This is a genomic window from Candidatus Frackibacter sp. WG13, from assembly GCF_900114655.1.
GTDB lineage: Bacteria > Bacillota > Halanaerobiia > Halobacteroidales > Acetohalobiaceae > Frackibacter.
This window is the reverse complement of the sequence record NZ_FOTT01000008.1, coordinates 49,401-65,281: the sequence shown is the minus strand read 5'-3', so window position 1 is coordinate 65,281 and position 15,881 is coordinate 49,401. Positions and strand designations below refer to the sequence as shown.

The 15,881-nt window shown below is 31.6% G+C and carries 16 protein-coding genes; 1 reads left to right on the top strand and 15 read right to left on the bottom strand.

Going from position 1 to position 15,881, the window contains the following annotated elements; translation table 11 throughout:
* Positions 1–8 precede the first annotated feature (8 nt).
* The 14 genes from cooS to BM077_RS05890 all read right to left on the bottom strand — a co-directional run bounded on the left by cooS (position 9) and on the right by BM077_RS05890 (position 14,221).
* On the bottom strand, positions 9–1,931 hold the full coding sequence (cooS, locus tag BM077_RS05950) for an anaerobic carbon-monoxide dehydrogenase catalytic subunit (RefSeq protein ID WP_089748701.1): 1,923 nt from the start codon (positions 1,929–1,931) through the stop codon (positions 9–11).
* 343 nt (positions 1,932–2,274) lie between these two features.
* The gene (locus BM077_RS05945) at positions 2,275–3,045 is read right to left on the bottom strand and encodes an ATP-binding protein (RefSeq protein ID WP_089748700.1); all 771 of its coding nucleotides are present in this window, start codon (positions 3,043–3,045) and stop codon (positions 2,275–2,277) included.
* A 452-nt stretch (positions 3,046–3,497) separates the two neighbouring features.
* A complete protein-coding gene (locus tag BM077_RS05940; protein WP_089748699.1) occupies positions 3,498–4,178 on the bottom strand; it encodes a vWA domain-containing protein in 681 nt (226 codons plus the stop codon).
* Between the two features lie 122 nt (positions 4,179–4,300).
* Positions 4,301–6,406: a sensor domain-containing diguanylate cyclase gene (locus BM077_RS05935; RefSeq protein WP_176941645.1), complete on the bottom strand. Its 2,106-nt coding sequence runs from the start codon at positions 6,404–6,406 to the stop codon at positions 4,301–4,303.
* 201 nt (positions 6,407–6,607) lie between these two features.
* Positions 6,608–6,736, bottom strand: a complete 129-nt coding sequence (locus BM077_RS14000; protein ID WP_255361569.1) for a hypothetical protein — start codon at positions 6,734–6,736, stop codon at positions 6,608–6,610.
* An 84-nt stretch (positions 6,737–6,820) separates the two neighbouring features.
* Entirely contained in the window at positions 6,821–7,246 is a 426-nt protein-coding gene (locus tag BM077_RS05930) for a PPC domain-containing DNA-binding protein (protein ID WP_089748697.1), read from the bottom strand.
* A gap of 12 nt (positions 7,247–7,258) precedes the next feature.
* Positions 7,259–7,957, bottom strand: coding sequence for a hypothetical protein (locus tag BM077_RS05925; protein ID WP_089748696.1), 699 nt, complete (start codon positions 7,955–7,957; stop codon positions 7,259–7,261).
* Between the two features lie 20 nt (positions 7,958–7,977).
* Positions 7,978–8,301: a YkvA family protein gene (locus tag BM077_RS05920; RefSeq protein ID WP_089748695.1), complete on the bottom strand. Its 324-nt coding sequence runs from the start codon at positions 8,299–8,301 to the stop codon at positions 7,978–7,980.
* A 137-nt stretch (positions 8,302–8,438) separates the two neighbouring features.
* Entirely contained in the window at positions 8,439–9,548 is a 1,110-nt protein-coding gene (locus BM077_RS05915) for a P-loop NTPase (protein WP_089748694.1), read from the bottom strand.
* A 174-nt stretch (positions 9,549–9,722) separates the two neighbouring features.
* Positions 9,723–10,391, bottom strand: a complete 669-nt coding sequence (gene queC / locus BM077_RS05910; RefSeq protein ID WP_089748693.1) for a 7-cyano-7-deazaguanine synthase QueC — start codon at positions 10,389–10,391, stop codon at positions 9,723–9,725.
* A gap of 39 nt (positions 10,392–10,430) precedes the next feature.
* A complete protein-coding gene (locus BM077_RS05905; protein WP_218124654.1) occupies positions 10,431–11,081 on the bottom strand; it encodes a radical SAM protein in 651 nt (216 codons plus the stop codon).
* 3 nt (positions 11,082–11,084) lie between these two features.
* The gene (gene queD, locus BM077_RS05900) at positions 11,085–11,477 is read right to left on the bottom strand and encodes a 6-carboxytetrahydropterin synthase QueD (RefSeq protein WP_218124653.1); all 393 of its coding nucleotides are present in this window, start codon (positions 11,475–11,477) and stop codon (positions 11,085–11,087) included.
* 74 nt (positions 11,478–11,551) lie between these two features.
* The gene (locus tag BM077_RS05895) at positions 11,552–12,904 is read right to left on the bottom strand and encodes a circularly permuted type 2 ATP-grasp protein (RefSeq protein WP_089748691.1); all 1,353 of its coding nucleotides are present in this window, start codon (positions 12,902–12,904) and stop codon (positions 11,552–11,554) included.
* Positions 12,905–14,221 carry a glutamate--cysteine ligase gene (locus tag BM077_RS05890; RefSeq protein ID WP_177188341.1) on the bottom strand — a complete coding sequence of 439 codons (1,317 nt, stop codon included), beginning with the start codon at positions 14,219–14,221 and terminating at the stop codon, positions 12,905–12,907.
* Between the two features lie 161 nt (positions 14,222–14,382).
* Here BM077_RS05890 and gloA point away from each other — a divergent pair, with 161 nt between their 5' ends.
* Positions 14,383–14,766, top strand: a complete 384-nt coding sequence (gloA, locus tag BM077_RS05885; protein ID WP_089748689.1) for a lactoylglutathione lyase — start codon at positions 14,383–14,385, stop codon at positions 14,764–14,766.
* A 123-nt stretch (positions 14,767–14,889) separates the two neighbouring features.
* Here gloA and BM077_RS05880 read toward each other — a convergent pair whose 3' ends face one another.
* Entirely contained in the window at positions 14,890–15,771 is an 882-nt protein-coding gene (locus BM077_RS05880) for a diacylglycerol/lipid kinase family protein (protein WP_176941644.1), read from the bottom strand.
* Positions 15,772–15,881: the final 110 nt, after the last annotated feature.

The following is a 15,881-nucleotide window of genomic DNA, read 5'->3' as shown; positions in this document are numbered from 1 at the left end:
ATTCTCGTTTACGCTTCCTTAGCTTTAGCCTTCATTTCTAATAACCAATTACGTTCATCAATCTCTGCTATTAACTTCTCAGCAGCCGCTTTAGGATCTTCTTCAATAATGAAGTAACCATCGAATACATCCTTAGCTATCTTAGTAACAACCTCAGTCACTAAAGAACTACCAGTAATCGGTACATGAACTCCAACATGAGTAGGCAGACCTAATGAAACAGCCCAACTACCAATAGACACAGCCTTTTCATGCATAGCTTCAGGTGCACTAGCAACTAATGGTAAGTCACCGATATCTACACCTAATTTATTCGCAATAGCTGTGGCTAATTCAACCGCTCTGGAATTGTCAACACAAGATCCCATATGGAAGATTAATGGTAGCTCCATACCTAATGCATCTGCAGCTCCACTAAAGAATCGCTTAAGTCCTTCTCCTGCATACTTCTCAACTGCTTCTGGAAGTAATAAACCATTCTTACCGAAGGCATTAGCTACACATCCAGTAGCTAAGCATAATACATCATTTTTAGCTAACTCTTTAGCTACTTCCACGTGATTTCTATCTTGTGGTGTCTTAACGTTATTACAACCAGCAAATAAAGCTATACCTCTAATATCACCGGCAGCAATCGCATCAGTAATAACACTTAAAGGATCTTCTTCATTAATTTGACTGAAAGCATCTAATAATGTTTCTACACTAAATCCAGCCATTAATTTGCTTTTGTGGTCTGGAATATTAACTTTTTCTGGGTCACGTCTTCCATAAGCATCAATTGCAGTTCTAATAATCTCTTCTGCATCCTGGTCAGCAGTACTATCACTAAACTGAATATGTCTTGCTCCTGGAATCTTAACATGTGGCATAGTTGTAATCAACTCAGTATGGAAACAGTCAGATACATTCTTTAATGCTGGCATTATACACTGAATATCTACTACCATAGCATCTGCCGCTCCAGTCATAATTGCTAACTCTTGTGAAGCATAGTTAGCTACTAATGGCGCTCCCTGTCTCATTAAAAGCTCATTTCCTGTACAGCAGATTCCAACAACATTAATTCCATTTTTAGCTCCTGCTTCTTTAGCTTCATCTTCTAATGCTCTAGCAGCTTCTATAACTTTCTCACTTAGAACTGGTTCGTGACCATGAACTATAACATTAACCGCATCTTCATCTAACACTCCTAAGTTAGCTTCAGATTCAACTAACTCTGGAGTACCGAAGAATATATCTGATAAGTCAGTTCCGATAGTACAACCAACAAAGTCAGCTAATGCTCCTTTTAAACCACCAAAAATTAAGTTTAATGGGTCAGCATCCATTCCCATTGCTGTTCTATGAAGAGCCTGGTTAATAACATCATTAATACCAGTTGCAACAATATCGCACTTCTTAAATAATTCATAACGAGCTTCTGGTATCATTGGCTTTAAGAAGCTCATTTCCTCACCATGGAAGCCAATAAAGTTACCAACAGCCTCTTCAGCAACCTCCTTAGTTAACTCATTTACGTCTTTTCCTTCAGTTTCTAATCCTAACTTATTAGCAACCTTCATTAATTTCTCTTCATCTTTTACTTCATAACCTTCAATATGACCAGCAGCTACCTCTCTTAATAGTTCTGCTACGTGACGAGCATGATCAGAGTGAGAAGCAGTACCACCTACAATTGTTCTTACTAAGTTACGAGCTACAACTGAATAATCTTTCACTCCACAAATTCCTTCACTAGGTCCTTCTCCAAATGGATCAATTCTACAAGGTCCTTGTAAGCAGTTCGTACAACAAAGTCCAGTACTTCCAAAGCCACACTGTGGTTGCATAGCCTCATAACGGTCCCAAATTGTCTCCATTCCTTTTTCTTCTGCTAGTTGAAGTATTTCTTGACTAGCAGGATCTTGTGATTTTGATTCAAAACTCATATATCTGTCAACCTCCTTATTCTTATTTTCAGAAAATTATGTTTTTCAGAAAATTATGTCTCTAGTAAAATCAATTATTAAAGCATTCTTTGAACCATACTGTTAAATACTTGTTATAGAGCAATAGTCTTTAGAGCAATCTTCAAATCCTTCTAGTTTCTAAATAAACACCCCATAAACAAATTGCACATCTAGCAGGTTACATAGCTATCATCCTTATGAAAGATTTATCTTCCCTTCATCAACAGTTAATACCCTATAAAATTTTTATAAAAAGGTACTATTACAATTCAATGGAAGCATAATAATGAAACCCCCTGCACCTACTAGAATATCATTTAACTTACTTATCACCTGCCTCCCTCAAAAGATTATTATATATATCTTTCATGCTGGGTCTTAATGCTTGAGATATCTTATCTTGTTGCTTCCTATCCATAGCAGAAGTAATTACTTCTTGGCTAAATGGTATAAATCCTAATATATCTTCAGCATGAAAGTAATTCACAATGAAATCTTTAGCTTCTTCATCATAAACTTTATTAGCTATAACCTTGAATATAGGAATTCCTAAATCTGCAGCCATCTTCTTTACTTTATCAGCTGTCTCAATACTTACTTGGCTTGGTTCAACAATAACAATCAAGCAATCTACATCCTTAGCTGTTCCTCGACTTAAGTGCTCAATTCCAGCTCCCATATCTAGGATTACTACTTCTTTCTTATCTATTAATAATGATTCAATTAAAGAACGGAGAAAAGAGTTTTCTTTACAATAACACTCTGACCCTCCTTGTTTAGCAGCACCCATTCTTACAAATTTGATATTTCCTAACTTATAAGAATAGTCGTCCAATACATCATCAACAGTAGGGGTTAAACTAACAAATGAGCCTCCTCCTGAATTTTTGCCTTCTATTATATCTTCTAACTCTACTAATGGTTTAAGTTCTTTTGCATCCTCTTCTGGAATTCCTAGAGCAGTTGCTAAATTAGCATCTGGATCAGCATCAACAGCAAATACTTGATAATCATTCTGTGCAAATAATCTACTTAGATTTGCTGTTACTGTTGTCTTTCCTACTCCTCCTTTTCCTGAAATTGCTATCTTCATCCCTTTTCAGCACCTCTTTCTATAGATATTTAATGTTATTTTGAAATATTATAATGTTTTAAAATTTTCTGACTAATGGATTGACATTTATCATATTACTTATTTCATGCCATTAGTAGAACTTAAAGTATTTATATAGAAATTTTTGTTACTGTGGGCAAAAAAATATATAGTGTTTAATTAATTAGAATTATGAGAAGTTATAATTAAAAAATCAAATCATCATCTATAGGCGTCAATAATGTCTGATAAAATTTATAGAGAATAGAATGTAAGATTATTTAGTGAATTGAAGACTACAAAAAAGTGAATTGTATATTATTTTTTTATTATGGGTTGTATATTATTATTTTGCTATAACTATATTTCTCTCTACTTGCAGGAAATCCCTGCAAAAAAATTAGTTTTTTTTTTCACAATGGAAAAGATGTATTTTTTTGCAAGTCGGTATGCTATTCTATCAAATTCATAGTAGGAACTACCTTGTCCTTTTCAGAATAAGTAAAATATTTCCCACCACCTAATTGGGCAATAGATTGCAATTTTAAATTGATTACATTTTCATTACTACCTACCTGTAATACATGTACCCGAATTCCTTTATCATAGATTTGATTAGCAAGCTTACTAGGCATCACTTTCCCGGTATCTTTACCATCAGTTACTAATAAGATATGCTTATTCCCTTCTAAATTAGATAAGTCATCACTTGCTTCTAACATTGCCTTACCAATTGGCGATTTACCAGTTGGCCTTAAACTTTCTATATTATCTAATAAATTCTGTTTATTATTTTTAGTTATATTAACCACTAACTTAGTTGAACCATTGCTACCTTTTTGATTCCCAATTGTTCTAAGACCTATATTAACATTAGTAGGGATGGAGTTTATAATATCGACTAATGCCTTCTTAGCTCTTAAATACTTTCGTTCATTATCTACTTTACCCCACATACTGTCAGATACATCCCAAATTATTTCAATATTGTTAGCTTCACTAAAATTTGGTGTTTGTTCATTATTAACGTTTACTTCTTGAGTACGGTCCGCAGGCCAATTAGTAATTCCAACTATAGCAATCAAAAGACAAGCAATTATTACCAATAAAATCATGTTATGCTTAATTCTCACTAATATACCTCCTTTTGTTATACAATCTATAACTATCCTATTCAACCACCTTAAAAATTATGACAAATAAAAAAAGCACCTAAATTTAGGTGCTTTTTAAGTCTAAATAGTATTTAATTACGTTAAGCAACACAAGTTCTATCTTTTCCTTCATCTTTAGCTTGATATAAAGCTTGGTCAGCATTATTAATTAATTCTTTTTGAGACAACTCATTATTATAAGTTGCTACACCAATACTCACCGTTACATTTAACTCTAAATCCCCTTCTTTAATTATCATTTCTCGAACAGCCTTGTTAATTCTCTTACCAACTCTCTTAGCCCCTTCCGGTTTCGTCTCAGGGAGAATAATTGCAAATTCCTCTCCACCATACCTAGCTATAATATCTATATCTCTTGTTGTTATTTGTAAAGTCTCAGCTAACTTCTTTAAGACCTTATCTCCTACTGGATGTCCATATGTATCATTAAAGCTTTTAAAGTTATCTATATCTAATAGTAATAAAGAGAGGTCTAAATTATATCTCTCAGCTCTATTAATCTCTTCTGCTAAAGCTTCTTGGAAATAACTATGATTATATAACTTTGTTAATCCATCTCTACTAGCCATTTCTTCCATTCGATTATATATTCTTGCGTTATCAATCGCAATAGATATTTGGTTAGCTAAAGTAGTCAAAAAACGTTTGTCTTCTTCTTTAAAACTGTGAGCCATTAATGTATTGATTGCTATAATTGCTCCAATCATATTGCCCCGAGACTTCAAAGGAACGGTAATAGCAGATTTAAGTTGAGACATTCCTAAATTTTCTTTTATTTCCTCTGGAACCGTATTATAAACTAATGGCTTCTGCATCTCAAATAATTCATTAATTAATATACAATCAGAATTATTTATTACATTTTTTATTTCAGATTTTTCACCTAATACACCTCTGCTAGCCGCTAAATCTAATTCTTGGCTTTCTTCATCAATTAAAAGCACAGCACAAGAAGAGACACCCATGGTTCCTACAATTACATCGTTTGTCAAGTCTAAAACTTGTTCTAAATTCAAAGTAGAATTAATAGTCTTACTAACTCTTTGTAGAGTAGATAGTTCTGCCACATTACGTTGCATCTTATTAAATAACTGATTTTGCTTAATTACAAATGAAGCCTGAGTAGCTAATGCTTTTAAAGTTTTTAAATCTTCATTGTTAAATTTAATGTTTTCAGCCACAAATAAGATGCCATAGATATTATCATCTTCTACTAAAGGAGCAGCTAATAAATTTGTATAATTATTATTATTAATAAAATTAGATTCCTTATCAAAACTAATATCATTTTTTATAATTACTTTTTGATTTTCGATTATAGAGGCCCATAACCCTTTAACTTCTATCTTACCTGGAATATGCTTTTTATTAAGATTCTTTACAGCATCACAAGTAAGCATTGATTTATCATCATCTAGTAACATAATGCCTCCAGCATCTACTTGTAGCGCTTTACAAGTAACATTAATTATTGAATTTAATGTCGCATGTAAAGTAGCACTAGTATCAACCTCATTTACCATTTCATAAAGACCATTTAACTTTTTAAAAGACTTATTTAAGTTATCCATGGCTTTATCCTTTAACTTTCTCTCTTGTTCATATTGCTTCAATTTGTTAATACTAAAGATAGTTAAGTAGACCCCTATTAAATTTAAAAATAATTTAAAAGTAGCAATTTTAGGTGTTGAAATGGTAAAACGATAAATAACATTTAAATTTAACAATAAATATAAAAGGCTTACAGGAACTAAACTTTTAATAATTACTGCTTTATAGTCAAACTCTTCCTCAAAATCAAAATTAATTCTTAAAAAGCCTGCCACACCACTTAATACCAAAACATCTACTATGACTAAAATAGCATTTTGATTGATTAATGTTATTTTATAAAGACTAACTACTATCCCAACAAATATCCCAATTAATGGACCACCTAGCAACCCAGCTAAAAGAAAACCCATATCTTCAAAACCTAAAAATAAATTCCGAGTCTGTGGCTGAATTAAGAAACCAAGTAGTCCGATTAAACTAAATAGAGCAATTAATAATAAATTATCTTTAATTGACAACTTAGCATTATCTTTATTAAAAATTATTCTTTTGTATTGATCAGTTTGAAACAATGAATATATTGCTCCAACTAGAATTACTAATTTAGAAATAGGTATTATTAATAACTTCATCATTATCCCTTCTTTTCATCATTTAACTTAAATTTAAAAATCTATTTGCTAATTATATATCTCCTGGTAAATTATAACATAACAATTTACATTAAGTCAAACTTATTTATCTAATTTTAATAGCCATAGAATCACCCCTTTAAAGTATGAATTTTTATATTATATGAGGCGATTCATGGCTTTGTCAGTCTTTTTTATGAATTACTCCATTTCATAAGCTAAAAGTATTACTTTCTTACCTTTACGGTCTCCTAAAGCCCTTTCCATCTTGTTTAACTTTTGTAATTCATGCTCATTTAAATCAGTAAATTTAACATCTTTTTGGCTCACTTTTTATCAGTCCTTTCTTATAATTTAATACTTATTCTTTGTAAAGGAACTGATTTTATGTATAAGTGCTAATCTAAAAATAAACTATTCTTCCCATAATGGTAGTCCAGTTACTTCATCTTTTCCTCTTTTGAATGGCGTTCCAGAAAATTCTTCAATAATAAATTCACCAGCAAAGACTATTGTTCCACTAGCTAAATGTCCTCCAATTAATTTCCCTTTTTCATCACCAAAAGAGATATGGGCATGAATTAATGGTTCCCCATCTTTTAAAGATATATTACCAATACAATTAACTATCTCTAATTCTTCATTAAATGCTTTTTCATTATACTCTTGTTCTTTTTGGTCGTAAAATGAAATCGTTCCTTTTGTAACAGCCCCAATGACTGTCACCTTCCCTGATTCGATATCACGTTCTTTAACAATCTTAGTTAGTTCTTCAATTAAATCCGAACCATGAGGTAGTCTTCCCATATGAACCTGCTTTAATTGATATTTTTTAATCATAAATTCCCCTCCTTAATTAGTAGTCTTAATCTCAACAATATATTCTTTAGCTCTTTTAACCTGAGTTTGATTTATTCCTAAAGCAATAACTCTCTTCCATTCATTTATAGCTAATTGCTGTTTATTCCGTTTTTGATAATATTTCCCTAAATTCAAATGAGCAGTTGCTAATTCTTCTTTAGTAACTAACTGCGAATTATTATTAGCTAAATTAATAACATACTGCAAGTCCTCTTTAGCTAAGTCTAAACGTCTAAAGATAAAGTCTGGTAAGTAAAGACTATTAATCCCACGCACTAACCTTGCTTCGATATTCTTTGGTGCTTCATTAATTACTTCATCTAAAATTCCTATTCCTTTTTTAGAATAATATAACTTACCAAAAGCAAAGGCATAACGACCCTTGAGAGTTAGAGCACTACCATACCAAGCTCTAATTGCTGGAGAATTACTTAACATTTTAGCTTCTTTTAAGTAATCAATAGCTTTAGCCACGGCTTCTTCATTACCTAAAGCTGCTTCACGATGATATAAAATCCCTAATCTCTTTAAAATCTTTACCTTTCTCTTAACGTCTTTAACCTTCTTAATTTTAACCTTTAAATGCTTAATTTCATTTTCCCGTTCTTGTACATTGTTAGCCATAACAAATGTATTAAACATTATTATTGTTGTTATTATTAAAAGAATAACGAGTAATTTCTTCTTCATTAACTCTCCCCTTCAAACTTTTAATCAACTTCATAATCATCTTGATTTAAAGTATAATCAGCTTTTTTATTAGACTGACTTTCATCATCAATAGTTCCCGATTCTTGTTCATAACTCTTTAGTTCTTCTAAAAAGAAGTTCCAAGCAACAGTCAAAATAGCTGCATCATCTAACCAGCCTACTACTGGGAAGAAATCACTTACTAAATCAATCGGTGAAATAGTGTAGATCAATGGTAAAATGAGAAGGATTTTCTTAAATTTAGGGACATCTTTATCTTGCAAAAATTTACTTAACCGTTTTAGTAACTTACCCCACTTTAAAATTGATAATCTACCTTTCATATATATTAGCCTCCAAAATGATTATCGCTTTCTTCTATTATATCCTGCTTTAAAGAAAATAACTATAATCTAGCCCTAATATAAATTTGACTTATATAATTTTATTTCGATAATCATTTAGATTAACCCTTCCTTTGTTATGAAATAATACTCTTTAATTTGTTCATAAAACCTTTTAATCCACCAGGATTATCTTCTTGATTGTTTTCTAAGAAATTATTAACTGCTATTTCTTTAATCCCTTTACTTGCTTTCGAACGCGGATAAGATAAAACAAGAATTTCTTTCTGTTTTATTGCCTTTAATACTTTTAAATCCATTGTTACATAACCAATAAATTCAAGATCCAAGCCTATATACTCTTTTACCACATACTTCATCTTATCAGCAACTTGACGAGCTTCTTTTTCATTATCAGCTTTATTGACTACTAACTTAATCTTAATATCTTTTTCAATCTGTGCAACTACCTTTATGATCGAATAAGCATCTATAATACTATGCGGCTCTGGAGTGGTAACCACAATTGTTTCATCAGCTGCTAATAAAAAGTTAGTTACATTCTCTGAAACACCAGCTGCTGTATCAATTAGTATTAAATCTGAATAGTTATCTAGCTGATTAAAACTAGATATCAACTTACTAAATTGTCCTTCTCCCATCTTAGTTAAGTCTTGAAATCCAGAACCACCAGGTACTAAGATAATTCCTTCTGGTCCTTCGTGAACTACTTCGATTAATGCCTTTTCACCTTCAATTACATCTCGCAAATTATATTCCGCCTGTATATTCAATAATATATCTAAATTTGCTGTCCCTAAGTCAGCATCTATCAGACTTACTTTTTTACCTTTTTGAGCTAATGCTACTGCTAAATTGCTAGTAAAAGTTGATTTCCCAACTCCACCTTTTCCGCTTGTAACTGCTATTACCTTAGTCATTCCCTCTTGATATTCTCTTTTATATCTAGAAATTCCATCTGGTCTAATTATTTTAAATGTCTCTTGGTCTAAATCTCTATCTATTATTTCTGAGTAAAAATTAAAATCATCACCAATTCTTTTAGCAGTAACTTTTATCTTAGTTCCGACTCCAAACAGGATCGGTTGTCTTTTATGATACGGTATCTTTATTAATAAATGGTCTGAATTAATTGCTAAGACTTTACTTTTATATACTTCTTCAAAATATTTAGATTCAGCATCGATCTCTATCATTTGATTAATATCTATTTGCAATTCAGCCATCTTAAATTCCTCCAATTAAAAGTTACTAATATACTTTTCTACAATTATCACGTCTTCATGATTTTTTTCTACAAAGATCGCTTATTATCCTTTAAATATTCGCTAAAAGGTGTAAATTTAAAAGAATGTTCACATAAAAAACGAGCCCTAACCAAGGCTCGTTTAATAATAGTTCTATATTTCATATTCAATAGGGTCTTCTACCCCTACTTTTGCAAAAGCTTTTAACCTAATTTCACAAGCGGGACAGCTACCACAGGCTTTCTCATCCCCTCGATAGCAGGTGGTTGTTAAATAATATGGCGCATCCAATTTCAAGCCTATTTCTATCGTTTCTGCTTTAGTTTTATCTATTAATGGAGTTTTGATTTCTATAGGATTTCCTTCAACTCCTGCTTTAGTACCTACATTGATTACCTGCTGGTAAGCATTAATAAATTCTGGCCTACAGTCTGGATAACCACTATAATCTATACTTGATACACCAATATAAACTACTTCGGCATCAATTCCTTCTGCTAAACTAACTGCATAACTTAAAAATAAGATATTACGTGCTGGAACATAGGTATCTGGAATTCCTTCACCTTCTCCGTCTGGAATCTCAATCTCATCGCTAGTCAGAGCCGAATGACCGATATTATCTATTCTCGCAAATAGATGATTATCTTCAGGAATGCCTAGTTCTGACCTTACTAATTTGGCCTGTTCTACTTCTTTACTATGCTTCTGTCCATATAAGAATGTTAAAGGATAGACTTCATAACCTTCGTCTAAAGCAATACTAAGACATGTAGTACTATCTAAACCACCTGAACTTAATACAATAGCTCTTTTAGTCATAAATATACTCCTTTCCTACAAATATAGGTAGTTGTATGATTATACTCCTTTAGTTTCTTCATCCCAAATCACTTTATGTAGCTGTAATTGTAAACGACACTGGTTTAATTTTGTTTCCTCTACTAACCATTCAACCAATATTTCAGGAGATAATTGACCAAAAACTGGTGAAAAGATAATATTAATTTTCTCCTGCAACTCTTTCTCTATTACTAAATCTCTAGCTAATTGAAAATCCTCTCTCGAACCGGTTACAAATTTCAAATCATCTTTATTATTAAGAGTTCTAATATTATTATCTATTACATTCAATTCAGAACGATATTCACCACTACTTGGGAGTTTAAGGTCCATTACCACTTTTACTTCCTCAAGATTAAACTGGTCTAAAGCAACCGTTCCATTAGTTTCAATGCTAATTTGATATCCGTAATTAGTTAGTTCATTAATTAGTTGTTGGACATCTTCTTGTAATAATGGTTCTCCACCGGTTAAGCAGACATAATTATTATTTAGCTTCTCAACTTGTTCCATTATTGCTTCAGTATTTAACTCTTCTCCCTCTTCATACGCATAAGTCGTATCACAGTAATCACACTTAAGATTACAACCAGTAAATCGGATAAATGTCGTTGGAAAACCGCTATATATACTTTCTCCTTGAATACTAGAAAAGATATTGTTAACCAACAATTATATCCCCTCATTCATAATTTGATGATTTAAAACAGCATAACTATCTGGAGTTTCCCATAACTTTACTTCATATAATTTACAATCATACTTAACAAATTCATTCTCTAAAGTTTCCCAAATCCAATAGACTATATTTTCACAAGATGTGTTAAAGTTTAAGACTTCATTTAGATTCTGATGGTCTAGTTTATCTATTATTAATTCTTTACTGATTCTTTTTAAATCTTTAAAATCTATCGCTAAATATTTTTCTTCATTAACATAGCCTAAAATAGAAACTGCTAATTTATATCGATGCCCATGTAAATTAGCACAATCACCTTCGTAATTTTCTAAATAGTGTGCTGCATCAAATTCAAACTCTTTAGTTAGGACTATTGGCTTCTTCATTACTTACTGCCTCCTTCTTTCAGAAATACCTTTATTACTCTTCTGGGTTTAAGCAATTATAACCTGCATAAAATTTAAATATTTTTTAGTATAAGATTAGGAAGCGTTACACAGCCGGTAGAACTAGCAATTACATTGTCTTTTCCCGCCCTAGTATAAATTCCCGCAAAATTCAAGTTATACATAAATAACCCTAAAGTATATTTGAAAGATTCGATTTTTAATTGTTGATCAGATAGTAAAGCCATCTCTAATTCTGGTACCAAACAGAATTCTTGTACTAAATACCTTTGCTTAGTAAAATCAATATTATTTATTACTGATTCCCACTTGCTCTGCTCTAAATCGCGCCCAATATATACTCCTTGTGCTCCATAAAAGTCTAGTGGCTTTAATACCAAATCTCGCCTGTTCTTTCTTATATATTCTAATTGCTCTTGATTATTAGTTACAATAGCAGTATAAGGAATATGCTTATTAATAAACTCCCTGTCAATTTCTGACAAGAACTCAGTCTTTTCTTCATCATGTAAAATAGAAAAAATAACCTTATTATGGATTATTTGTGATCTCAAAGGGCCTACTATACAGACTGTTCCCTCTTTATATGCTGTTAGTAAATCGCTAATTTCTGAGTATCGCTCCATTAATTCAGTAGTGACAGCCCGTCGATATATTAAATCTATCCTTAAATCTTGATAATAAAGGTTCCCTTGCTGATAATTCAATTCTCGTGGGTCTACAATTACTGTTTTATATCCTTGCTCATTCAATAGCTTTTCAAAGTGTTTAAATTCACTCACCATGCCTAGATTATCAAAGTCCATAATTGCTATATTCGGTTTCTCTTCCCTTAAACTAGAGTCATCATTTGAATAAAATTCATTATAATTAGTTAACATATTATCTATCCAACTATTTAATAATTCACAATGTGTAAACTCATATTCATATTTATTAACTAAATCCTGGATGGCTTCTGATTTTAAGAAGTACTTCTCTAAAATATTAGTTTTAACCATGCCTGAAGATCCATCAGCATTTAATTCACAAAACTTTGGGTTACCGTTCCCATAATAAAATATATCAAATCTAGCCATCGGTACCGAATTAGAATAACCAGGGTCAACTAGGATTAACTCTTCTAATGCTTTTGAAAAGCCAAAATAGGCCCTAAAACTTGGGTCATCTAAGTATTGTTCAATAACCTTCTTCAATATTAAACCCAATCTTTCTGTTAATTCGGTTAATTGATCTATAATTGCTTGATTAAAGAATAATGGCTGATATAAGATGGGAATTACTTCCCCTTCATAGTATACTTCGTTACTATCCAACTTTTGATAGATATAATTTAAGTCTTGCTGATACTTCTTGGGTCGTTTAGCTAATACTTCGTGATACTCACTATTAACTCTCTCTAACATCTATTCTTCACCTCTGTCTTCTACCTCAAAATTTAAGATTAGTGAACTTAATGCCTCATGTTTATTAGCTCCTTGTGCTATCTTTTCTCTAATCTCTCCCACAGGATTGCTATTTTTATTTATTAATTTCTCAATAGGGCATATATATTCTTTTTCTGCATCAGACAATCCAGTTTTAGCCATCTGGATTAATTTTTTATTTAATTCTAAAATTTGATACTTGCCTAAATTAGCCTCTAAACCTCTCTTGACTACATCTTTTCGTGCTGATAAGACTTCTTGGTAAGTTAAATCACTAATCATTTTATAAACCTCGTCCAAATTACTTTTGTCATATAATAAACCTTTCCAAAAAGCAACAGTAGCAAAATTAAGTTCTGGTGGCAAAGAATCCATCATTCTAATTTCAATAAAGTTCTTTGCTCTTACATCAGGAAAGAACATAGTCAAAAGATGCTCTAACTCTTCTTGGCCTAATTCTTGATCTTTAAATATTTCTCTCCCGGTCATATCTCCAGTAGATATGAATTTAGAGTCTTGTTTTAATAAGATAGGCGGTCTATTTAAAATATATTCGGCATACTTTCGATACCCAAAATCGGAAGCAAATGCTTCTTCAATAGTCCCAGCTCGGTCTGGGTCACAATTAGACCAGATATCAGTTCGAATAGTATGGTCTTTATACTCCTCTCCTTCAAAAAAGGCAGTATTATCAAATAAAACAGCAACTGCTGGGGCTAGAGCATTAGTAATTCTAAATTTCTTAATAAAATATTCTTCATCTATATAATCAACAGCTACTTGAATCGAAGCTGAACCTTTCATCATATTATGAGCATACTTTCCTTTCTCACCTAGATAATTAGACATAATCTTATAACGTTTTTTAGGATTCCATTCAATTTCAGAAATTTTATTTTCAACCTGATAACCAGTAGCTAGCAGTAGTTGTTTATTTTGATTTAAAATTGGAATTAATTCATCTAAAAACATGAAGTATTTTTCCTCTAAATCGGCTATTGTTGAATGGGGACTAATACTTACTTCTAATTGTCCTCCAGGTTCTAACGTAATTACCATTTCATCTTTATTAGCTTGAATTAAAGATTCACCTTCTTTCTTCTCTTTCCAACCTTTAGATACTAACTGATAAAGAATCTGTTCAATCCCTTGTTCATCAGAGTAAGAAATAGTTTCTAAAGTCTTACTATCGACTACGAAATGTTCTACTTCTAAACCTATTGCTTCATTTCCTGCTTCTTTTTCACTATTACGAAAATAATTTTCAAATTTATCTAGTTGCTTTTGGTATTTCATCATTTTCACCTCTTTTATGCTTATAGCTAATTAATATCTTTTTTAAGAATAATTTTGCTCTTTTTTTAAAATAATTCTAATAAGAATTGACATTTGCTCTTAAAATTAGTATTCTAAAAAGAGAATCAAAATACATATAATTATGGAAAGGGGTTTTTAATATGAATTATACTTTTGTACATGCTTGTATTCGAGTAATGGATTTAGAAAAATCAATTGATTTTTACAAGGACGCACTAAACTTAAAAATAGCTAGAGAAAGAGACTTCCCTGAATATGAATTTACATTAGTCTATATGAAGAATGATAATAATAACTTCGAATTAGAATTAACCTATAACTATGACCAAGAAGAACCTTACACCATTGGTGACGGTTTCAGTCATTTTGCTGTTACAGTTGATGATTTGAAATCTGCTTATAAAAAACATCAAGATGCTGGTTATGAAGTTAGTGAATTAAAGAGCCTAGACGAAGAAGCTGAAGGCGGTTACTACTTCTTAACTGACCCTGATGGGTATAGAATTGAAATTATTCAAGACTAATGGTAAAGTCATTATTGTCTCCTAATTTTTCTAAACTTAGGAGACCTTTCTTTTTTCTTCCTTAATATACCCTGCCCCCCTATACCGAGCATAGATACATTATATCACTTTTAAAATATTATATCAAATTATTAATTCTAATACTTGGGGTAGAACCTTTATCTTTAGGTCATTGCCTTTTAATACTTCACCATCAACATGAAAAGTATCTGTATTCTTCAACTGAACCCGAAGTTCCTTGACTTTTTTTACTACTACTTCTTCTAATTCTTGGTGACGGCTAGATAAGAAATACGGTGCTTTGGCCATTAATTCTGGTTTAGACATCTTTTCTACTAGACATAGTTCTAATAGCCCATCATCAAGAGAAAATTCAGGAATCAATTCTAAAGTCTTGCTATATACTTTACTATTTCCTACTACTAATAATAAGTATTCTCCAGTAAACTTTTCTCCTGTTTCAAGCATAACCTCTAAATCTACACTTTGATATTCAGGCATAACTTTTAAAGTCGCTAATATGTATACAATTGTCCCGCGTAAATGATTAAAGTTTCGGTTAGCCTCATCAGCTACAGTTGTATTCAAACCTATACCCATTGAAGTAATAAAATAACGGTCATTTACTTGCCCGATATCAATCTTCATAGTCTTATTATTAATAACCCTATGACAAGCTTTTTTTAATTTCAAGGGCAGCCCTATACTACGAGCCAAATTATTCCCGGTACCAGCTGGAATTAAGCCTAGTTTAGGGTATGGAGCGTCCATTCTTAAAATACCGGTCACCACTTCATTTAATGTCCCGTCTCCTCCTACTGCAATTATTTTTGAGCAACCATCTTTTACAGCTTGTTTAGCTAATTCAATTCCTGCTTTATGATATGTAGTCTCCTTAATATCAAAGTCTAAACATCTCCCTTCTAATTCATTTTCTATAATTTTAATAGCATCCTTGCCTCGACCTCGACCTGAGCAAGGATTTACAATAAATCTAATAGACAACTCTATCACTCCTCCTTAATTATCTCCTCCATCTTACAACATATAAAGCTTTTGCATAATTAATAATTTTAAGAATAACTATTAAATTAAAGGATTTTTATCATTTACAT